The following is a 20828-nucleotide window of genomic DNA, read 5'->3' on the forward strand; positions in this document are numbered from 1 at the left end:
AATATTATTTATATAATTTATATGGTGGAGGATGACGGGATCGAACCGCCGACCCCCTGCTTGTAAGGCAGGTGCTCTCCCAGCTGAGCTAATCCTCCGAAGTGGTGACCCGTACGGGATTCGAACCCGTGTTACCGCCGTGAAAGGGCGGTGTCTTAACCACTTGACCAACGGGCCAATATATATGGCAGAGAAGAAGGGATTCGAACCCTCGCACCGCGTTAGCGATCTACTCCCTTAGCAGGGGAGCCCCTTGAGCCACTTGGGTACTTCTCTGTATATGGCTCCGCAGGTAGGACTCGAACCTACGACCGATCGGTTAACAGCCGATAGCTCTACCACTGAGCTACTGCGGAATAATAAAGACAATTTGTATCTTATAAAATTTCTCATCGTAAGTCAAGAAGTTTTTTCACAACGTCTTGCGCAAACGGGACATGTTTATAATATACTGGATTGCGTTTTCACTGTCAAGATGTTTTCACTACCAGTTTTAGTTGTCCTTTACACTTTCCACATACATATCTTTGTGTATTTATTTGACGTCTTCTTACATATTGAAATGAACACCCCATACATTCATACATAGAAACTTTCGTTTCCTCCTCACTAATCATTCGTTTGCAAAAACGCGGTGCAGCTACTTTCTTTAATAACTCACGAAAATCTCTATCTCGGTGCTTATACCCTTTCCCTGTGATATGTAAGTGATAATGACAAAGTTCATGTTTAACAATCCCGACTAACTCTTCTTTACCATATATTTCGTAATATCGATAATTCAATTCTATATTATGATTCTTCAATAGATAGCGCCCACCAGTTGTACGTAACCTACTATTAAACATTGCTTTATGTAAAAACGGCATTCCAAAGCATTGTAACGATACCTCTTCCACTAACCGTTGAATTTCTTGCTCATCCATTCTCATTCCTCCTAAACTAAAAAATATTTTTACACTTTTCTCTCTTCTTATACATATAGTAAATAGTACATATACCCATCCTCATTCAAGAAGCGTGATTTCTAAAAATGCAGCATTGCTAGAAATCCACTCACCAACCTCTCATCAAAGTTACCTTAACTAAAAGGAGCTACTTTTTTGAGAGTAGGATTAAACAAGGAGGGATTCCTATGCCCACGTGGCTAAAGAAACAAATGCAACGTGCATATTTTGAGAAAAACCGGTATCAAATCAAGTTACTAAATGAATGCTGGTTTTATTATAGTAAAATACATCAAAGCTCATAATCAATTAAACTTTCCAGTTCATAAAAAAAGAGCAGTTTCATCTGCTCTCTTTTCTTACTATTCAATCGGTAACATTGATAATGCAACACGACCTTTTTTCGTATCAATATCATCTACCCATACCTTTACAATTTGTCCCACGGATACAATATCTAATGGATGCTTTACAAATTGTTTGCTTAGTTTAGAAATATGCACTAAACCATCTTGCTTCACACCAATATCAACAAAGGCACCGAAATCAACAACATTGCGGATCGTTCCCTCTAATTCCATACCACGCTTTAAATCTTCTAATTTTAAAATCCCCTTTTTCAAAAGTGGCTTTGGCAACTCATCCCTCATATCTCGTTCCGGGCTAATTAAAGCATCCATAATATCAACTAGTGTTGGCTCACCAATCTCCGTCTCTTGAGATAATTTAGAAATATCTACTCCTTCTAAACTCTTTTGCAAGTTTGGTTTCCCCACATCACTCTTCGATAACCCTAAGCTCTTTAATAGCAATTCAACATTTTTATATTGCTCTGGATGAATCCCTGTGCGATCTAACGGATTCGCTCCTTCTAATATACGTAAAAACCCGATACATTGTTCATATGTTTTTGCACCTAAACGCGGGATTTTCTTTAATTCAGTACGCTTCGTGAATTTTCCATCTTCCTCACGCTTAGCTACAATATTTTTCGCAACTGTTTTTGATAACCCCGAAACATATTGCAACAATGCAACTGAAGCTGTATTTACATTAACACCAACTCGGTTAACTGCTGTCTCTACTACAAATGTTAATGATTCATTTAATCTCTTTTGAGATACATCATGTTGATATTGTCCCACCCCAACAGATTTAGGGTCAATTTTCACAAGCTCTGCAAGTGGATCTTGCAGACGTCTCCCAATTGAAACAGCACTTCTTTCTTCAACCTGTAAATTCGGAAACTCCTCGCGAGCTACATCAGATGCTGAGTACACACTAGCACCCGCTTCATTTACAATAATGTAAAATACATCTCGTTCTACATTTTGTAATACATCTACTATAAATTCTTCCGTTTCCCTCGAAGCTGTACCATTTCCAATCGCTATCATTTCAACTTCATATTTATCTATAATTGAAAGGATTTTCGTTTTTGCATCCTCATATTTACGAACAGGCGGATGCGGATAAATAACATCTATGTGAAGAACTTTTCCTGTATCATCTACTACAGCTAATTTACAACCGGTTCTATACGCTGGATCTACCGCTAACACAACTTTCCCTTTCATCGGAGGTTGTAATAATAAATTACGTAAATTCTCAGAGAAAATATGAATCGCTTGTTCTTCGGCCGTTTCCATTAATTCTTTACGAATTTCTCTTTCTATTGAAGGTTGAATTAATCGCTTATATCCATCTTCCATCGCTAATTGTACATAATGCGCACTTTTAGAAGCTTCATCAAGAATCATTTTTTTATGTAAAAACTGAAGGATTTCTTCAATTGGCGTGATAACAGAAACTCTTAATACGTCTTCCTTTTCACCACGATTCATAGCTAGTACACGATGTGGCACTACTTTTTGCAACGGTTCTTCATAGCCATAATACATTTCATATATATTCTTTTCATCTTTTTCTTTATCTTTTACAGATGAAGACATAATCCCTTGTCGGAAAGTAGTATTGCGAATCCAACTACGATATGCCGCATTATCCGAAACAAGTTCCGCAATAATATCTTGCGCACCTTGCAACGCATCTTCTGCAGACGCCACTTCTTTTTCTGCATTAACAAATTCCATAGCCTTCTCTGCTGGATTTTCTTTTTTATATAACAATAGCCACTCAGCTAACGGTTCTAATCCCTTTTCTTTAGCAATTGTAGCTTTCGTTCTTCTTTTTTCTTTATATGGACGATATAAATCTTCTACTTCCTGAAGTTTTTTTGCAGCAACAATATGAAGACGCAACTCTTCGGTTAGTTTACCCTTTTCACCAATAAGACGAAGAACCTCTTCTTTCCTATCTTCTAGTTGCATCATATATTGCCATCTTTCTAAGATTGCACGAATTTGCACCTCATCTAGAGATCCTGTCCATTCTTTTCGGTAACGAGCGATAAATGGAACTGTGTTACCTTCTTCTGTTAATTGAATAACATGACGAACTTGCTTTTCTGTAAAGCCTAATTCTTTCACTAACATTTTCATTAACCCTTGTCGATTATCTACCATTTCCATATCCAACCGTAACCTCCTCTATAATAAAAAAAAGTTGCCCTGTAAAGAGAGCAACTTAAACTGCCGATTTAAAAATCTATTAGTCCTAAACTAATTTGTAACGCTTCATCTACACGACTCATCATCACTTCGTCCAAATGAGTGATTTTGTCCGTTAAGCGTTGCTTATCGATTGTTCGAATCTGCTCAAGTAAAATAACAGAATCTCTCTCAAAACCATACTTTTTCGCATCAATTTCCACATGAGTGGGTAATTTCGCTTTTTGAATCTGTGCAGTAATAGCCGCTACAATCACAGTCGGACTAAAACGATTTCCGATGTCATTTTGAATGACAAGAACCGGACGAACGCCTCCTTGCTCAGAACCAACAACTGGGGAAAGGTCTGCAAAATACACGTCGCCGCGTTTTACAATCAAAATATTACCCCCCGCTAACTAAGCGTTCTACTGTATGAGCTGCTTCATACTCTGCTAAGAAAGCTTCAGATGCAATACCAAGATTAATTTTTCCCATTTCAATGTACCCACGTCGCATTGATTCATGTTGGTAGCGTTTCTTCGTCTTATGTTGACGCAATAACAGTTGTGTTGCCTGGCAAATTAGTTCATGGCGATTCTTATTCTCTTGTTTTCCAATTCCGTCCAATTCCGTTACCATTTGCTTTGGCAACCGAACCACGATTTCAGTAGTTACACTTGATTCGGACACAAAAATACACCTCCACCGTCAACTACACACCCAAATATATATATGACACCTATTGTAATAATACCATTGTATGGAGCCTGTTGCAAAGACTTCCTTATTCCCTGCTTATGTTTTCCAATTCATAAACAAAACATTCATCTTCTTTTACTTTTCATCTCTTTCAAACAAGAAATAAAGCAATTCTTTCCGCAACATTTCATTGTAACTTATATTAATAACAATTATAAAAAGAAGCTCCCTAGCAAAAAAGAGCCTATTTTCCATTAGCGAAAATCCCCTAAATGACGAGATACTGAGCGATAATACCTTCTTCTATATATCGTTCAAATAATTGATTACTTCTACAACTTTACCGTTTCGTATAAATATTCTCGGTACACGGAAGCTTATCGTTGCGATAATTTCATAATTAATAGTCCCGGAATATTCAGCGACCTCGGTAGCACTAATATACTCATCACCTTGTCTCCCAATGAGTGTAACTTTCGTACCAAGTGGCACTTCACAAGGAAGATGTATCATGAATTGATCCATTGTTACTCGCCCCACAATCGGTACTCTTTCACCATTTACAAGTACTTTAAACCCTTGCAATCTTCTAAGCCAGCCATCTGCATATCCAATTGCAACTGTCGCAATCCATTCTTCAGTTCTCGTTCGGTATGTGACATTATAACTAATTCCATCCCCTTTAATCACTTGCTTAATATGAGCAACTTTCGTATGAAGTGACAACGCCGGTTCCAATTTAAATGGTAAAAAAGGACGTATTTCTACAGATGGGGATAATCCATACATCGCAATACCAACTCGCACCGCATTAAATGTAATCCCTTGAAACCTTAACGTTGCAGCGCTATTGGCTGTATGGACAAATTTAGGATTTACTCCAAATTCTTTCAACCAACTTAACTGCTGCAAGAATGTATTATATTGCTTATCAAAGTAAGAAGTCTCAACCTCATCCGCTGTTGCAAAATGCGTATATACTCCTTCTAACTCTAAAAATGGCGCACCTTCTAAACTCTTTAAGAACCCTTTTAATTCTTTGCGTTCACGTATTCCGATTCTCCCCATACCACTATCAAAATTAATATGGAATTTCATTATTGATGAACCATCCCAGAGCTTTATCGCTTCTTCCACCCATTCTTTTTGAAAAACAGTTAATGCTACATCATTTTCAGCAGCTACATTTACATCACGGGGCGGGGAAGGACCTAATACTAAAATCGGTGCAGTAATACCAGCCCTCCGAAGCACTAAAGCTTCATCTAAAAAAGCAACTGCTAATCTTGTCGCTCCTGCTTCTAATGCAGTTTTAGCCACCGGTACATAATCGTGCCCATATGCATTCGCTTTAACTACAGCAAAAATCTCTACATCACTTGGAATGAACTCTTTAATATGCGTAACATTGTTATAAATCGCATCTAAATCAACTTCCACCCAGGTGTCACGGTAAAACGGTGCGTCTTCCATAAATACACTTCCTTATACACGATATGCGAAGCTTATTCTTTTATATGCTTCTTTTATGAAATCCACCTTCAAACTAAGAAAAGACGCGGTGCACATATATCACCACGTCTAAGATGTTTACTTCACCTGCTTCGCTGTAACCGAACGAGCAACCATCAACAACTCATTCGGCTCTAAACCTTTAGACACGAGCATATATTCTACTCCGTTATGCGACCACGTTACAGAGTCTTTCGTCAATGCACCAATGGTGAAACCAAGATCAACCGGCTCTCCACTTACACTTACCGCCGATGAGGCCTCTGCAACTTTTGCCTTTTCTTGTATTAAAGTAAAGGATTTCTTACTTCCAGTGTATGTGAGTATTGCACGCTTGCCACTGTCTGTCTTCAACTCCTCTTCCTCTTTCAAAGTCATGCCTTGCGGCGTATCACGCGGATACAAAATAGCAAACGGTTTGTCTTCTTTCGCTGCCGTCTGAACATCCACTTGTGCTCTAGACATATTTTGTTTCGTATCAAATGCACCTTTATCAAACTTTGCATCAAACTTTACTTTAGTGAAATCTACTTTTACAAGGACATTTTGGTCATTATCCATCAGCTTCACAGAAACTGGTGTTAAATCACTTTTATTCAGCTTAATTTCTTGTTTCGGCAACATATTTTGATGTTGATAATTTGTTTTTGTTTTAAATACATAATACTTATCTGTTTTCTCGAAAGAGAGATTTTTCTTATCTTGCAAAATATCTCTTACAAGTGATTCATATAAATAAGCCTGGCTACTATTTTGCGGCCAATCACTTTGAAAACGGAAACTCTTATTAAGCGCCGGTGTTAATACAAATACACCTTCATCATTTCTTAAAATAATTTGACTCTGATCCTTTTTCGCATTCTGCAAATTCACACGATAATACGAAGGTTCTTTATGCCAAATTTCTACATTGTACTCCTGAGGCTCATTTCCTGTTTTAATAGATAATTTCGCTTCAGCTTGATAACTCTTCATACTTTTAACTTTCGCTTCTAAATCTCTCACAACATCTTCCTGTTTCTTTTCCATACAACCCGCCAACACAAAAACGGTCAACAAACCGACAAGAACTAAAAACAGACGCCTTTTCATCACTTCAGCCCCTTTGCCCCTATAAATGAATGGAAGGTATGCCTTCCTTATCGCTACCTCAAATATATGAGACAAAGATATAAAATATGCAGACTAGCGTGACGAGCTTTCCAAAACAACTTGAGCAACGGCAAATTCTTTACTATGACTAATTGATAAATGAACAATATGCTCTGTATTTGTAATGATAATCGGCTTACCTCTATCATCATTCCTTACTTCAATATCTAAAAAACTCACTTCTTTCCCGATACCGGTCCCTACCGCTTTAGAATACGCCTCTTTTGCTGCAAATCTTCCAGCTACGAATTCTGTAAGGCGACTTCCTTTCAGCCCCTCGGCAACACCACGTTCTCTTTCAGTTAAAATACGTTCCATAAATTTAAGCTTTCCATCTAGCATTTTTTCAATTCGATTTAACTCAATAATATCGATTCCAATCCCTACAATCATTTCAAAATCCCCTTCTTCTATTTAGCTTTCTTCATTCATATTGTAAGAATAACAGAGAATCTTTCTGATGCAAAAGGAGTGATACTAACAACATGCTAATACCATCCACTCGCATTTCCTTACAACCGATTATCATCTCTTTACTTCTTATACAATTAGTCATGATTATATTGAGCGACTTTTCCCTCTTTCACCTGGCAGCCTACAATGAATATATCGCTAAAGGAGAATGGTGGCGTGTCATAACTTCCTTACTTGTACACGTAGACTTACAACATTTTCTTTCTAATAGTATTTGTTTATTTGTACTTGGTTCTTCTATTGAAAAACAACTAGGACACTTTTCTTTCATCATTATTTTTTTCCTTTCTGGCATTCTCGGGAATATTTCTTCTTATATTATTATGCCTTTTGAATATATTCACGCCGGAGCATCTGGTGGTATTTTCGGATTACTAGGCGCCCAATTATTTTTATTGTATAGTCGATATCGTTCTTCAAAACCAAGAGACATCGCTATTTTTTCAATAATGATACTTATATTACTACTATTTACTTTCTTTAATCCCTCTGCCAATCCTATAAGCCATTTAACAGGACTGATCATCGGCGGCATGTGCACCCCTTTTTTAATAAAGTGAAACTTTAATCAGTGGGGGTTTTGTCCATCCCCCACTGATTATTAGCCCGCACCAATCGGGACAAAAAAACCGATGGCGCAGAGCTTATTTAATATAAAAGCTCGCACCATCGACAATTTCCACATCTGTTTGTTTACTTAACTCTCTCATTAGTTGAAATAAAGACTCATCCTTTTTCTTCGCCTCAATCATACAATCAATTTGCGGAACACTCCCCTTTATCTTTTTCAAAAAAGATAAGAAGGTATCTACATCAATAAAATCCGCATGTGCTCTTGGATCTTTTCCATCTCTAGGACTAGAGATGTGCATTTTAACTGGTAATAAAGACGATTCCCACGTATGTACAACACGTGCCCAATCTTCATGCCAATCTTCCTGGTCATTATTCATCATATGATGGTGCAAGTCAAACACGACTGGAATGTCTAATTTCTCACCTAAATACAATGTTTCTTCTAAAGAAAAGGTCGTGTCATCATTTTCTAATATAATCATCTCTTGAATACCTCTTGGAACAGTTGACCAATTTTCTATAAAGCGTTCTAATGCGAGCTCCTTATCTTTATAACCTCCTCCCACATGTAATACACATCGTTGCTTATGTTCAATTCCCATACCCTTTAACAATTTTTTGTGCATCTGCAATGTCTTTACAGATTGTTTAAAAATACTCTCCTCAGGTGAATTTAGTACAACAAAATGATCTGGATGGAAGTCAATTCGCATATTCATACGAATTGCATATTCACCTAATTCTTTCAGATTTTCTTTTAAAGGACGAATATAGTTCCAATCTAACAACTCCTCATGATTCGCTAAAGGAATGAGCTTGGAACTAAGTCGAAAGAAAGATATATCATGTCCTTTATTATGCTTTAATAATCGTAAGCAATTTTCCAAATTCGAATTAGCGATTCTTTCGAGTTTACGAATCGCAGCCTCTCGATCATCAATCCGCTGAAACTGTGCATATGTCATCGTTTGAGATGGAGATGCATTCTTCAAATGCACACTCATCGCAACATACCCAAGTCTTACAAGCATATAGCACCTCATTTCTATACGAGTTATTATGTAGTATGCACAATTACAGAAATAAAAAAAGAGAATGCCAGCAAAGGGCATTCTCTTTTTTATTAAGCTTGTGGACGGCTATGATGTTTTCTTTCGCCGCGTCCATTTGAAGATCCAGGGCGACCTTCACCTTTACGACCACGGTTACCATCACGGCTACCACTACCACCATCACGATTGCGATCACGGTTACGACCATCGCCACTTCCGCTTCCACGTCCATCACGATTACGATCACGGTTACGACCATCGCCACTTCCGCTTCCACGTCCATCACGACTACGATTACGGTTACCATCACGGTATCCACTTCCGTTACCACCGCGTTTTTTAGAACCGCCACCTCTTGAAACAACTGGTGGTTCTGATGTTAAAGCGATTGGAGTTGTATCCGGCTCTTTTGTCATCATTTTTAAAGCAGCAGCTACTACTGTTACAGAATCATTCTCTTCTAACATTTCTTCTGCAATACGCTTGTAGTATGATAAGTTTTCATTTTGGATTGTGCTTTGAAGTTTTTCAGCGATTAAACGTTGTTGACCTTCTAATGCCTCGTCAAGTGTCGGTGCTTCCATACGATCAACCTTACGTTTTGTTGTACGCTCGATATTTTTTAATTGTCCTGATTCACGTGGTGTTACAAATAACATTGCAATACCTTTTTTACCTGCACGGCCAGTACGACCGATACGGTGAACGTATGATTCTGGATCTTGTGGGATATCGAAGTTGTATACGTGTGTTACGCCTGAAATATCAAGACCACGTGCAGCAACGTCTGTTGCAACAAGAACTTCAATAGCACCTTCTTTAAATTTACGTAATACAGACATACGTTTCGCTTGTGTTAAGTCACCATGAATACCTTCTGCTGCATAACCACGTAAGTTTAATGCTTCTGATAATTCATCAACACGACGCTTTGTACGACCGAATATGATTGCAAGCTCTGGAGATTGAATATCTAGTAAGCGTGTTAACACGTCAAACTTATTCTTTTCTTGCACTTCTAAATAGAACTGCTGAATGTTTGGCATTGTTACTTCTTTTGCTTTTACTTTAATGTGTTGAGGCTCAGTCATGAAACGCTCAGCAATACGACGGATTGGATCTGGCATTGTCGCTGAGAATAATAATGTTTGATGTGTTTCTGGCACATCTGTTAAAATCGCTTCAATATCTTCAATGAAGCCCATGTTTAACATTTCATCCGCTTCGTCAAGAACAACAGTCTCTACGTTTTGTAAGCGAAGTGTTTTACGGTTAATATGATCTAAAATACGACCCGGCGTACCAACAATAATGTGTGGGTGTTTTTTTAGAGCACGAATTTGGCGGTTAATATCTTGACCACCATAAATTGGTAGAATACGAACACGTTTATGTTTACCAAGTTTGTATAGCTCTTCTCCAACTTGAATTGCTAATTCGCGCGTTGGCGCGATAACAATACCTTGAACTGCTTCTTTATTTGTATTCACTTTATCTAATAGTGGTAATCCGAATGCTGCTGTTTTCCCTGTACCTGTTTGCGCTTGCCCAATAATATCCTTACCTTGCAATGCATATGGAATTGTTTCAGCTTGAATCGGCGTAGCCTCTTCAAAGCCCATACTTTCAACAGATTGTAGTAAAGACTCACTTAATCCTAATTCTCGAAATGTTGTCAATGTTACTTCTCCTTTTCTATCCTATACTTATCATTTAAAAAAAGGCGTTTTCCGAACTTGCGGAAAAGCCCTTTTCCTGAATACTGACGTATAACCGGGCGTATATTCTTCACGAAAATACTTCTAAACGTTATTACACTTTATCAATTATAAGTTTTGTAGGTGTAAAAAGCAAACCCCAACTGTTACCTTATTTCATATTCAGAGCTTTTTTCTTTACTTTTATTTTTTTATCATTTACTGTAAGCGCTTATTATAAGTTTCCACTATTTTCGTGGCTATCATCCCTATTTATATACACCAATTATTTCAACATCGTAATTACTTCTTCTAATTTCATACCGCGAGACGCTTTTACTAGCACAACATCTTTTGCATCAACTACTGCTTGTAACTCTTTTATTAACTCTTCTTTACTATCATACGCTTTTACACGGTCTTTAGGGAAATTAATTTTTGCACCTTCAGCAATTTGAGCCCCTAATCTACCATATGTGAATACATATGAGATCTTTGCTGGATCAATTAATTTACCTACTTCATAATGAAATTGCACTTCTTGATTTCCAAGTTCTAACATATCACCAAGTACAACAATTTTTTTAGCAAATCCATCTAAACCATTCATTAGGTGGAACGCAGCTTCCATAGCTGTTGGACTAGCATTATAAGCATCATTGATAATTGTTAAACCACTATCTTTTTTTACAATTTCCATACGCATACCTGTCATTTGAAGTGTTACTAAACCTTTTTTCATTTCTTCCCACGTTACACCAAAATTTTTTGCAATTGCCATTGAAGCAAGCGTATTATATACATTATGCTTTCCTAGTACTGGCAGATAGAATGACAAAGTTTCATCTCTATTCATCTTAAAGTGTGTCCCAGTCGCCTGTAATGTTACAGTAGTTGGATAATAATCATTTGCTCTCGCATCACCAAATGTAACTGTTTCAGCTGCTAAATTCATTTCCGGAACACGATTTGTTAATAGCGGCTCATCCCCATTATATACGAAAACTCCACCTTCTTGTAAACCTGTAACAATTTCTAACTTAGCTTCTGCAATTGCCTCACGAGAGCCTAAATCCATTAAGTGTGCCTCACCAATGTTCGTGATAATAGCTGCATTAGGACGAGCTAACTTAGATAGAAATTCAATTTCACCTCGGCTTGACATGCCCATTTCTAATACAGCTACTTCTGTATTTTCCTCTAAATTTAAAATAGTAAGAGGTAAACCGATATGGTTGTTGAAATTACCTTCTGTTTTTTGAACTTTAAATTTAGTCGCAAGAATACTTGTTACAATATCTTTCGTAGATGTTTTACCATTACTACCCGTTACACCAACAACTTTTACATCCAATTGATCACGATAGTTTTTCGCTAACATTTGCAATGCTGCTAGTGTATCTTCTACAAAAATAACTGGAAGATTTTCAGGTGGGTTTTCTACATCTTTCATCCACAATGTAGCAATCGCCCCGTTTTCAACAGCTTTATCTACAAAAGCATGTCCATCGAAACGTTCACCTTGAATCGGAACATATAAGTTTCCTTTTTCAATCTTTCTCGTATCAATAGATGCTCCTTGTATAGTAATTCCCTCATATTTCTCTGCTAATCCAGTACCATCTACCATTTTCTCTACTTGTTTTAACGTTCGCTTAATCATAAAAAAACACTCCTTACATAGAGGAAGCACTATTCCTTCGAATAGTGCTTCCTCCTTTTTTGTTAGATTGTATATTTAATTTTTTGTTTTTCTTCGTGACGTTCAATCGCTAAACGAATCAACTCTTCAATTAATTCCGGATACGGTAACCCTGTATGTTGCCATAATAGCGGGAACATACTAAACGGCGTGAATCCTGGCATTGTGTTTACTTCGTTAATATATAGTTCTCCATCTTTCGTTAAGAAGAAATCAGCTCGTGTTAAGCCAGAACCATCTAATGATTGGAATGCAATAATTGCATCTCGCTTAATTACATTAGACTCTTCTTCTGTCATTTCAGCTGGAATAATTAACGCTGTATCACCATCGATGTATTTCGATTTGTAATCATAAAAATCTTTTTTCGGTACAATTTCACCTACAACAGAACATTTCGGCTCATCATTACCTAATACACCAACTTCTACTTCACGACCTACAATATTTTCTTCTACAATAATTTTACGGTCAAATTGGAATGCCTCTTCGAATGCATTCTCAAGCTCTTCACGATCGTTACACTTATTAATACCAACACTTGAACCAAGGTTTGCTGGTTTTACGAAGCAAGGATATCCTAATACTTCTTCTACTTTTTCATACGCTATTTCACTATCTTTTTCCCATGCGCTACGAATGAAAGATGCATATTTCGCTTGTTTCAATCCAGCTTCTGCAAAGATATTTTTCATAACGACTTTATCCATACCAGCAGCTGATGCTAATACACCGTTACCTACATAAGGAATGTTCATTAATTCTAATAATCCTTGAACCGTTCCATCTTCACCGTTTGGCCCATGTAGTAATGGAAAAATAACGTCAATCGCATCTTCTTGAGAAGTTGCAGACGGAATAATTTCTGTGCTTAATGATAACGGGGAAATCGCATTTTCTGCACCGCTTATTTTTAAAGTTTCAACATCTGTTACTTCACCTTCAATACGCTCACCGCGTACCCATTGACCTTGTTCTGTAATATAAATTGGATGAATCTCGAATTTATCTTGATTTAATGCTTTAATAGCAGCAAGAGCCGTTTGTAGCGAAACTTGATGCTCAGCTGATTTTCCACCGTATAGTAAACCTAATTTAATTTTTGTCACTGAAATCACCCTAACCAATTGTTTTCATTTTTCTATTTTAGCACTTTTTATAAAAATAGGTAGTTCCTATTTGAAATAAAATGTAACTTCCATAAATAATTAAAAGACACCACTTATTGGTTTTCTACACTTTTCCTCTTTAATTTTCTACACACCTAAACATAATTAAACTTTAAAGTAAGATTGCTATCTAATCTGGTTATGTACCTAAAATATGTAGAAATCCACTTTTTGTGTATGTCATCTATATTATCCTACCATTTATGGAGAATGAAAAAACACTGATTAAAGTTTCATTTTATTAAGAAGACTGTTTTGTAAGCGTATCTTTTTGCCTTTGCTCAACAAGACGATCTAAAGAAACATATACAAAGCCTGCAACTACACATCCAACACCTAAAATTGTAAATAAGAAGTGACCAAGCAAACGATCCAATAGAAAACCACCAAGAAGTGGACCAAATGCCCCCCCTGTGATCCACTGCAAACTGGCCGCTCCCATATATGTTCCTCTCAAATGCTCAGGGGCCAAATTCGCTACAAACGTCATCTGTACAGGTGACATAATCATCTCACCTAACGTGTATATTGCATAAACGAACAGTAACGTTATTAAAATAATTGTAGCATTTGTATCTAATCCTCCAAACCACTTCGGTAACCACCCTATAAAAAACAAACCCATTCCGAACAAACACGCACCGTATAACATCGTCTTTCCGACAGGTTTATCTGCCGCCCATTTTGAAATTTGAAATTGAAATAAAACAACTAATAGTCCATTTAGCGCCATTAAATATGGATATGGATTATTAATGCCCTTCATTTCGTTATCAAAGTGCAGCGGCAACATGCCTTCTGTTTGAGAAAACCCCATAGAAATAATGATTCCCGCTAGCAAATAAATCATTAACGCCTTATCTCTCATTAAAATTTTCCAAACCGCACCTGATTCCCTCTCTTCATTCTCTTCTTTTTTATCTGCGGCTTTTGGCATTGTCTCCTGAATAAAAATTAATACAAGTAATGCATAAAATAGCATTGTCGACGAAGCGATAATAAAAACAAGGTTCTTCGATAAAACAACTACTGATACTCCCATTATCGGCCCAATTGCAGCACCAATATTGTGTCCCATTCGCAATAAACCATATGCCTCTGTTCTTTTTTCTGGCACCGTCACATCTGCAACCATCGCTGATGCCGCTGGATGAAATAGAGAATTACTTAACCCTAAAAAAATAGATAGAATAGCATATGGGATAAACCCTTCTATAAATAAAAAACCGAGCATTAGTAATGCATTACTCGCCATCGAAAATATCATAATTGGCTTTCTTCCATATATATCAGCTATTCTTCCGCCTATAAGTGAGCCAAAGCTTGCAGCAATTGGAGAAAGCGCCATAATAATTCCAACTTGTAATAAAGAATCTACCTTATCTTTTAAATATAGTGCAAAAAAAGGCATTAACATCATCATCGCAATTCCGTTCAATGTCTCACCGATAAATCGAATCCATACGTTACGATCCATCCCCCTTAGCTCACGCCATGTATTTTTCATACTTCCCCCCCTTAATTAACCAACAATTATCTTATAACAAATTCAGAAAAATGTAAATTTTCAAAACAAAAATCCATTCTAACAGAATTAGAATGGATTTTTCCACTTATAAATTTGCTACATCTTCTTCTTTTTTACTATTACTTAAAGCACTATGTTTTCGGCTATATAAAAAGTAAACTGCTATACCAATAACCATCCATACCCCAAAACTAATCCACGCTGTTCCGGATAACTGAAGCATTAAGTATAAACAAAAAATTACCGTTAACGCTGGTAAAAATGGTACAAGAGGCGCCTTAAATGCCCTTGGTAAGTCAGGATGAGTTCTTCTCAGGACAATAACCGCAACTGCTACAAGTGCAAAGGCTGACAATGTCCCCATATTTACAAGGTGTGCTAAAACATTTAAATCAATTAGCCCTGAAATAAGTGCTGCAATAATCCCAGTTGTCCATGTATTTAAAAATGGTGTTTTAAATTTCGGATGAACTTTAGCAAGACGCTTCGGCAAAAGCCCATCTCGGCTCATCGCATACGAAACACGAACTTGCCCATACATCATAACTAGCATTACAGTTGTAATCCCTGTAATTGCTCCTACCGAAATTACTCCCGCTAAACTATCTTGTCCAATAAATTGAAGTGCAAAGGCAACTGGATCTGATATATTTAGCTGTCCGTATGGAACAATTCCTGTCAAAATAAGTGAAACAACGATATAAAGAACAGTACAAATTAATAACGATGCGATAATGCCGATTGGTAAATCACGTTGCGGACGTTTCACTTCTTCTGCAGCTGTTGAAACTGCATCAAATCCTATGAATGCGAAGAATACTGTAGCAGCTCCAGCCATTACACCATCTAAACCAAATGGCATAAAAGGCGTCCAATTTTCAGGTTTCACATAATTAAAACCAGCAAAGATAAAGATAAGAACAACCGCTATTTTAATAAATACCATGATATTATTTATTCGTGCACTTTCACGAACACCTCTAGATAAAAGAGCTGTCATAACTAGAATAATTAGAACTGCAGGTAGATCAATTATTCCACCCTTTCCTGTACCAGGAGCCGAGGAGAGAATGGTCGGAATATGAATCCCAAATCCCTTTAATAACGATTGAAAATACGCTGACCATCCATTGGCTACAGCAGATGTAGCTAATAAATACTCGAGCATTAAATCCCATCCAATTAAGAATGCAAATACTTCTCCCATCGTCGCATACGTGTACGTGTACACACTCCCTGAGACAGGAACTGAAGAAGCAAATTCAGCGTAACAAAATGCAGCAAAGGCACAAGCTAATGCAGCTATAGCAAATGATAATATAATAGCTGGTCCAGAATGTTTCGCTGCTACAACGCCAGTAAGAACAAAAATACCAGTTCCAACAATTGCTCCGATTCCAAGCATTGTTAAATCAAGTGCCCCTAACGTTCTCGATAATTTCTTTTGTTTACTTTCTTGCAGTAACGTCGAAATCGGCTTCTTTTGAAAAATTTGCTTCATACTGTGCTCCTCCATGATTTTAGTTGTCTGAAAATTTAATTTACTTTTTTCATTTTACCCACAGCATGTTCTTTAGTCAATACTTTTGTCGGAATAAACAGAAAATTATCGAGATACGCGCTATATCCTTATCATTCTTTCTATAAAAAGATTCACACAATCATATCTATATATCTTTTCATAACTGTTTTTGGTATTATTATACATGTCGATTCCACAAAAGAGGCATGCTCCTTTATTGAGCATGCCTCTTTTTACTTATTTCACAGTATATGAACTCTCTTCAATCCAGCTATACATATACTTTTCATCTTCCGTCTCATGTGCTTGTTTTACAATACGAAGCGGACGGAATGTATCTATCATAACAGCCAATTCAAGTGTTTCTTTCTTCCCTATACTCGCTTCTGTTTTTCCAGGATGCGGCCCATGTGGAATCCCGCTCGGATGAAGCGTAATAGAACCTTCTTCCACACCTTTTCGGCTCATAAAGTTACCTTCTACATAGTAAAGTACCTCATCACTATTCACATTACTATGATAATATGGTGCCGGAATTGATTCTGGATGATAATCATATAAGCGTGGTACGAAAGAGCAAATAACAAAATTATGACCTTCGAATGTTTGATGTACTGGTGGTGGCTGATGAATACGACCTGTAATTGGTTCAAAATCCTCAACATTAAATACCCATGGATATAAATAGCCATCCCAGCCAACAACATCTAACGGATGGTGCCCTAAAACATGCTTATGCATATAACCCCTCGACTTTGTCATTACGACAAACTCACCTTTTTCATCATATGTCTCCAATTTCTCCGGACCACGAATATCTCTTTCACAAAACGGACTATGCTCTAACAGTTGCCCATACTCATTGCGATAGCGACTTGGTGTTGTAATTTGGCTATTTGCCTCTACAACAAGAAACTTAGTCTCTCCCTCATCTGGAATAACACGATAAATCGTTCCAATTGGAATCGTTACATAATCACCTTTTCTATAGTGAATCGTTCCAAACATCGTCTCAATTTTTCCTGTTCCATAATGAACGAATAACATTTCATCGCCATCACCATTACGATAGAAATAATCCATTTTTTCTGCCGGACTCACTACTCCAATTAACAAATCTTCATTTCCAAGTATGAAGGTTCTTCCACTTACTGCATCACCATTTTTCTTATTTTCTTTCGTGCGAAAGTGACGATGAGCAAGAAGGGCATCCTCTTCATACTGTAACTGACAAGAATGCGATAATGCCGCATGACCTACTTCCGTTGGCATATAATGATGATACAAAATAGACTGCGTACCAGAAAAACCTTTTGTTCCCATTACCTGTTCACGATAAAGCGATCCATCCTTTTTACGGAATTGTACATGTCGTTTATGAGGTAGCTCCCCCATGTGACGATAATACATGCCCATCACCTGCTTCCATCTCTTTTTTGACCGTATTACGTAATGTACCTAAACCAGTAATCGTAAGTTCTACAACATCTCCATCTTGCAGCCACTCTTCCGTACCAAGCTCCAAAATACAGCCTGTTCCTACTGTTCCAGACCCGATAACATCCCCTGGATATAACGTAACATCTTCCGAAGCACGTTCAATCATTTCAGAGAATGCATAATAAATATCTTGGAAATTCCCTTTTGATAACAGTTGCCCATTTACATGAGCAGTCATCTCTAAATCATAACGATCACCGTTACGATAAACGTCTAATTCCTCTTTCGTAACGAGATACGCTCCTAATGAAGTTGCAAAATCTTTTCCTTTCGCTGGACCGAGTCCCACTTTCATTTCTGTTGCTTGTAAGTCCCTTGCACTCCAGTCGTTCATAATGCAGTAACCAAAAATATATTCCTCTGCTTGTTCACGAGAAATGTTTCGTCCCTCTTTCCCAATTACGCAAGCAATCTCTAACTCATAATCAAGCTTTTTAGACTTCTTCGGACCAATAACAAAATCATCTGGACCAATAACAGCACGGTGGTTAGTAAAATAAAAAACCGGGATATCATACCATTCAGGTACAACATCTAGCCCTCTTCTCCCGCGGGCTGTTTTTACATGCTGCTCAAATGCATAAAAATCTCGAATGCTACTCGGATTAGGAATTGCCGCTGCTAATTGAACTTCCTCTAAGGAATATATACCCTTTTCAGGATTCTTAATATTACGCAATACTTCTACATACTCATCTGCTTTCTCTAAAAAGGCGAACATAGAAGAAGGTAATTGTCCATTACTCGCAAGATTCATATCGATTACTTTGTCACCTTCAAGCCATCCAGCTCGCATTTCTTTCGATGGGAGACGAAATGTAACAAATTTCATCGTGATTCCTCCCTATGAAAATGAAATTTCCACCAACAAAGGAACTCTTGCTGGTGGATACAAATTTTATAAATTTCCGCGACGCTCTTGTTCTCTTTCAATTGATTCGAATAAAGCTTTAAAGTTCCCTTCGCCAAATCCACGAGAACCTTTACGTTGGATGATTTCAATAAATAGAGTTGGACGATCTACAATTGGTTTCGTAAAGATTTGTAATAAATAACCTTCTTCGTCACGGTCTACTAGAATCTTCAATTCTTTTAATCTATCAATTTCTTCATCAATTTTCCCAACACGTGCAGTTAACTCATCGTAATACGTATCTGGCGTATCTAAAAACTCCACGCCATTTGCACGAAGCACTTCAATTGTTTTTACAATATCACTTGTTAATAAAGCAAGATGCTGTACACCCGCTCCGTTATAGAACTCTAGATATTCTTGAATTTGTGACTTTCTTTTTCCGTCTGCTGGTTCATTAATTGGAAACTTAATACGACTTCCATTCGTCATAACTTTTGACATTAATGCCGAATACTCTGTGCTAATATCGTCATCGTCGAAATGGATCATTTGTTTAAAGCCCATAACATTCTCGTAATAACTAACCCACTCTTCCATTTTCTCAACGTTACCAACTACATGGTCTACAGCAATTAAACCGGATTCTTCAAATGGAATATTGAACTCTACCTTTTGAAATCCTGGCATGAATGTTCCTTTATAATTTTTACGCTCTACAAGCGTATGAATTGTATCACCATACGTACCAATAACCGCTTTCTTCAAGGTACCTTCCTCATCTGTTAACTCTTCAGGAGGAGCAATCGCAACAGCGCCACGTTTTACAGCTTCAGAGTATGCTTTATCAACATCATCAACAAGTAAAGCCACATCTTTCACTCCATCACCATGAGTCTTTACAAACTCTGCAATACGACTATCACTACTTAAAGCTCCAGACACAACAAAACGCATATTCTTTTGCACAAGAACATAAGATACCTTTTCACGGTTTCCTGTTTCTAATCCAGAATAAGCTACAATTTTGAATCCAAACGCTCTCGCAAGATAATAACTTGATTGCTTTGCATTCCCTACGTAAAATTCCAAATGATCTACATCACGTACCGGAAAAAAGTCCTCCATTTGTGCAGCTAGCGTATCCATAGATTTTTGTTTCATAATATCTTCATCCCCCTGTAAATAGATTAAATGGTCCATAATTAAACCTAACCGAAAACGCTTCCAATGTTCGTTAATAGAAATTAGTTAGCAAGCTAACAAATTATGACCTTTAAAATTTTCTATCTTTTCTGTCAAATTCCTCTTTTTTTCTTACATATAAAATTCGACCTTTTTCTCTTTAAAATACAGTGAAACTTTAATCAGCGGGCTTTTACGGGATAAGGGGATAACATTAATACTTGAGGGGATATATGAGAGGAAAACAAAAAAGACCCCAACATATTAACTATTTACTAATATGCTAGAGTCTTTATTTTTTTAGAATAATGGTACGTACGGTATATAAAAACTTATTGTTATCCATATTCATCATACTAATACATTTGTAAGGAATATAATAAACGCTGTCAATACAGCCGCTCCACCTGCTGATACTAAAATATCCATTTTTGTTACTTGTAATACTTGTTCCTTGTTCATATTCCTCATTCTCCCTTCTTTTGTTTTTGTTACAAAATTTCTATTATACTAATACGCTTGAAAGAAATACGATTAATGCTGTTAATACTACTGCTCCGCTTGCTGATCCTAAGAAGTCGCCTTTTGTTACGTTCAATACTTGCTCGTTGTTCATAATTTCCATTCTCCATTCTCTTATTTTTGTTACAAAACTTCTATTATACTAATACGCTTGAAAGAAATACGATTAATGCTGTTAATACTACC

The 20828-nt window shown here is 37.1% G+C and carries 20 protein-coding genes and 4 tRNA genes; 2 read left to right on the forward strand and 22 right to left on the reverse strand.

Annotation, left to right across the window (positions count from 1 at the left end):
* Positions 1-22: 22 nt before the first annotated feature.
* The 5 genes from JTF23_RS26640 to JTF23_RS26660 all read right to left on the reverse strand — a co-directional run bounded on the left by JTF23_RS26640 (position 23) and on the right by JTF23_RS26660 (position 926).
* Positions 23-98, reverse strand: a tRNA-Val gene (locus JTF23_RS26640).
* Between the two features lie 4 nt (positions 99-102).
* Positions 103-177, reverse strand: a tRNA-Glu gene (locus JTF23_RS26645).
* A gap of 8 nt (positions 178-185) precedes the next feature.
* Positions 186-276: transfer RNA gene (locus JTF23_RS26650), tRNA-Ser, on the reverse strand.
* A gap of 5 nt (positions 277-281) precedes the next feature.
* A tRNA-Asn gene (locus tag JTF23_RS26655) sits at positions 282-356 on the reverse strand.
* 114 nt (positions 357-470) lie between these two features.
* Entirely contained in the window at positions 471-926 is a 456-nt protein-coding gene (locus tag JTF23_RS26660; protein WP_002159531.1) for a SprT family protein, read from the reverse strand.
* A gap of 209 nt (positions 927-1135) precedes the next feature.
* Here JTF23_RS26660 and cmpA point away from each other — a divergent pair, with 209 nt between their 5' ends.
* The gene (gene cmpA, locus JTF23_RS26665) at positions 1136-1252 is read left to right on the forward strand and encodes a cortex morphogenetic protein CmpA (protein WP_001143642.1); all 117 of its coding nucleotides are present in this window, start codon (positions 1136-1138) and stop codon (positions 1250-1252) included.
* 57 nt (positions 1253-1309) lie between these two features.
* Here cmpA and JTF23_RS26670 read toward each other — a convergent pair whose 3' ends face one another.
* The 6 genes from JTF23_RS26670 to acpS all read right to left on the reverse strand — a co-directional run bounded on the left by JTF23_RS26670 (position 1310) and on the right by acpS (position 7255).
* Complete coding sequence (locus tag JTF23_RS26670) at positions 1310-3478, reverse strand: Tex family protein (RefSeq protein ID WP_078180264.1); 2169 nt, start codon at positions 3476-3478, stop codon at positions 1310-1312.
* A gap of 68 nt (positions 3479-3546) precedes the next feature.
* Positions 3547-3897: a type II toxin-antitoxin system endoribonuclease NdoA gene (gene ndoA, locus JTF23_RS26675; RefSeq protein WP_000635965.1), complete on the reverse strand. Its 351-nt coding sequence runs from the start codon at positions 3895-3897 to the stop codon at positions 3547-3549.
* 4 nt (positions 3898-3901) lie between these two features.
* Entirely contained in the window at positions 3902-4189 is a 288-nt protein-coding gene (locus JTF23_RS26680; RefSeq protein WP_000004570.1) for an antitoxin EndoAI, read from the reverse strand.
* 312 nt (positions 4190-4501) lie between these two features.
* Positions 4502-5671, reverse strand: coding sequence for an alanine racemase (gene alr / locus JTF23_RS26685; RefSeq protein ID WP_002159533.1), 1170 nt, complete (start codon positions 5669-5671; stop codon positions 4502-4504).
* Between the two features lie 117 nt (positions 5672-5788).
* Positions 5789-6739, reverse strand: a complete 951-nt coding sequence (locus JTF23_RS26690) for a LolA family protein (protein WP_002151402.1) — start codon at positions 6737-6739, stop codon at positions 5789-5791.
* Positions 6740-6895: 156 nt separating this feature from the next.
* The gene (gene acpS / locus JTF23_RS26695; RefSeq protein WP_002009969.1) at positions 6896-7255 is read right to left on the reverse strand and encodes a holo-ACP synthase; all 360 of its coding nucleotides are present in this window, start codon (positions 7253-7255) and stop codon (positions 6896-6898) included.
* Positions 7256-7347: 92 nt separating this feature from the next.
* Between acpS and JTF23_RS26700 the strand changes: the two genes are divergently transcribed.
* Entirely contained in the window at positions 7348-7896 is a 549-nt protein-coding gene (locus tag JTF23_RS26700) for a rhomboid family intramembrane serine protease (RefSeq protein ID WP_002159535.1), read from the forward strand.
* An 84-nt stretch (positions 7897-7980) separates the two neighbouring features.
* Here the strand turns inward: JTF23_RS26700 and uvsE are convergent, their stop codons facing one another.
* The 11 genes from uvsE to JTF23_RS26755 form a co-directional block, all read right to left on the reverse strand.
* Positions 7981-8943: a UV DNA damage repair endonuclease UvsE gene (gene uvsE / locus JTF23_RS26705; protein WP_204210212.1), complete on the reverse strand. Its 963-nt coding sequence runs from the start codon at positions 8941-8943 to the stop codon at positions 7981-7983.
* A 92-nt stretch (positions 8944-9035) separates the two neighbouring features.
* The gene (gene cshA, locus JTF23_RS26710; protein WP_002159537.1) at positions 9036-10643 is read right to left on the reverse strand and encodes a degradosome RNA helicase CshA; all 1608 of its coding nucleotides are present in this window, start codon (positions 10641-10643) and stop codon (positions 9036-9038) included.
* 304 nt (positions 10644-10947) lie between these two features.
* The gene (murF, locus tag JTF23_RS26715; protein ID WP_016103361.1) at positions 10948-12324 is read right to left on the reverse strand and encodes a UDP-N-acetylmuramoyl-tripeptide--D-alanyl-D-alanine ligase; all 1377 of its coding nucleotides are present in this window, start codon (positions 12322-12324) and stop codon (positions 10948-10950) included.
* A gap of 62 nt (positions 12325-12386) precedes the next feature.
* Positions 12387-13472 (reverse strand): D-alanine--D-alanine ligase, encoded by a 1086-nt coding sequence (locus JTF23_RS26720; protein WP_204210214.1) that lies wholly within the window; start codon positions 13470-13472, stop codon positions 12387-12389.
* Positions 13473-13773: 301 nt separating this feature from the next.
* A complete protein-coding gene (locus JTF23_RS26725) occupies positions 13774-15039 on the reverse strand; it encodes an MDR family MFS transporter (protein ID WP_204210215.1) in 1266 nt (421 codons plus the stop codon).
* 106 nt (positions 15040-15145) lie between these two features.
* On the reverse strand, positions 15146-16561 hold the full coding sequence (bcaP, locus tag JTF23_RS26730; protein WP_204210218.1) for a branched-chain amino acid transporter BcaP: 1416 nt from the start codon (positions 16559-16561) through the stop codon (positions 15146-15148).
* 258 nt (positions 16562-16819) lie between these two features.
* Positions 16820-17992, reverse strand: a complete 1173-nt coding sequence (locus tag JTF23_RS26735; protein WP_204210219.1) for a homogentisate 1,2-dioxygenase — start codon at positions 17990-17992, stop codon at positions 16820-16822.
* The gene (locus tag JTF23_RS26740) at positions 17958-18914 is read right to left on the reverse strand and encodes a fumarylacetoacetate hydrolase family protein (RefSeq protein ID WP_204210221.1); all 957 of its coding nucleotides are present in this window, start codon (positions 18912-18914) and stop codon (positions 17958-17960) included. Before JTF23_RS26740 ends, JTF23_RS26735 begins: the two co-directional genes overlap by 35 nt.
* A 66-nt stretch (positions 18915-18980) precedes the next feature.
* Positions 18981-20099 (reverse strand): 4-hydroxyphenylpyruvate dioxygenase, encoded by a 1119-nt coding sequence (gene hppD / locus JTF23_RS26745; RefSeq protein ID WP_002140158.1) that lies wholly within the window; start codon positions 20097-20099, stop codon positions 18981-18983.
* Between the two features lie 372 nt (positions 20100-20471).
* A complete protein-coding gene (locus JTF23_RS26750; protein ID WP_002113412.1) occupies positions 20472-20582 on the reverse strand; it encodes a DUF3948 family protein in 111 nt (36 codons plus the stop codon).
* A gap of 43 nt (positions 20583-20625) precedes the next feature.
* Positions 20626-20736, reverse strand: a complete 111-nt coding sequence (locus tag JTF23_RS26755) for a DUF3948 family protein (protein WP_001058532.1) — start codon at positions 20734-20736, stop codon at positions 20626-20628.
* Positions 20737-20828 lie beyond the last annotated feature (92 nt).

The organism is Bacillus sp. RIT 809 (assembly GCF_016892495.1).
GTDB classification, from domain to species: domain Bacteria; phylum Bacillota; class Bacilli; order Bacillales; family Bacillaceae_G; genus Bacillus_A; species Bacillus_A cereus_U.

Excerpts from the sequence above, each read along its gene's own strand:
- JTF23_RS26700 (WP_002159535.1), top strand. The coding sequence starts at position 7,348 with ATGCTAATACCATCCACTCGCATTTCCTTACAACCGATTATCATCTCT.
- JTF23_RS26670 (WP_078180264.1), bottom strand. The coding sequence starts at position 3,478 with ATGGAAATGGTAGATAATCGACAAGGGTTAATGAAAATGTTAGTGAAA.
- uvsE (WP_204210212.1), bottom strand. The coding sequence starts at position 8,943 with ATGCTTGTAAGACTTGGGTATGTTGCGATGAGTGTGCATTTGAAGAAT.
- acpS (WP_002009969.1), bottom strand. The coding sequence starts at position 7,255 with ATGATTGTAGGGATTGGAATCGATATTATTGAGTTAAATCGAATTGAA.
- JTF23_RS26725 (WP_204210215.1), bottom strand. The coding sequence starts at position 15,039 with ATGAAAAATACATGGCGTGAGCTAAGGGGGATGGATCGTAACGTATGG.
- JTF23_RS26690 (WP_002151402.1), bottom strand. The coding sequence starts at position 6,739 with ATGGAAAAGAAACAGGAAGATGTTGTGAGAGATTTAGAAGCGAAAGTT.
- JTF23_RS26750 (WP_002113412.1), bottom strand. The coding sequence starts at position 20,582 with ATGAACAAGGAACAAGTATTACAAGTAACAAAAATGGATATTTTAGTA.
- JTF23_RS26755 (WP_001058532.1), bottom strand. The coding sequence starts at position 20,736 with ATGAACAACGAGCAAGTATTGAACGTAACAAAAGGCGACTTCTTAGGA.
- hppD (WP_002140158.1), bottom strand. The coding sequence starts at position 20,099 with ATGAAACAAAAATCTATGGATACGCTAGCTGCACAAATGGAGGACTTT.
- JTF23_RS26660 (WP_002159531.1), bottom strand. The coding sequence starts at position 926 with ATGGATGAGCAAGAAATTCAACGGTTAGTGGAAGAGGTATCGTTACAA.
- murF (WP_016103361.1), bottom strand. The coding sequence starts at position 12,324 with ATGATTAAGCGAACGTTAAAACAAGTAGAGAAAATGGTAGATGGTACT.
- bcaP (WP_204210218.1), bottom strand. The coding sequence starts at position 16,561 with ATGAAGCAAATTTTTCAAAAGAAGCCGATTTCGACGTTACTGCAAGAA.
- alr (WP_002159533.1), bottom strand. The coding sequence starts at position 5,671 with ATGGAAGACGCACCGTTTTACCGTGACACCTGGGTGGAAGTTGATTTA.
- JTF23_RS26735 (WP_204210219.1), bottom strand. The coding sequence starts at position 17,992 with ATGTATTATCGTCACATGGGGGAGCTACCTCATAAACGACATGTACAA.
- cmpA (WP_001143642.1), top strand. The coding sequence starts at position 1,136 with ATGCCCACGTGGCTAAAGAAACAAATGCAACGTGCATATTTTGAGAAA.
- JTF23_RS26740 (WP_204210221.1), bottom strand. The coding sequence starts at position 18,914 with ATGAAATTTGTTACATTTCGTCTCCCATCGAAAGAAATGCGAGCTGGA.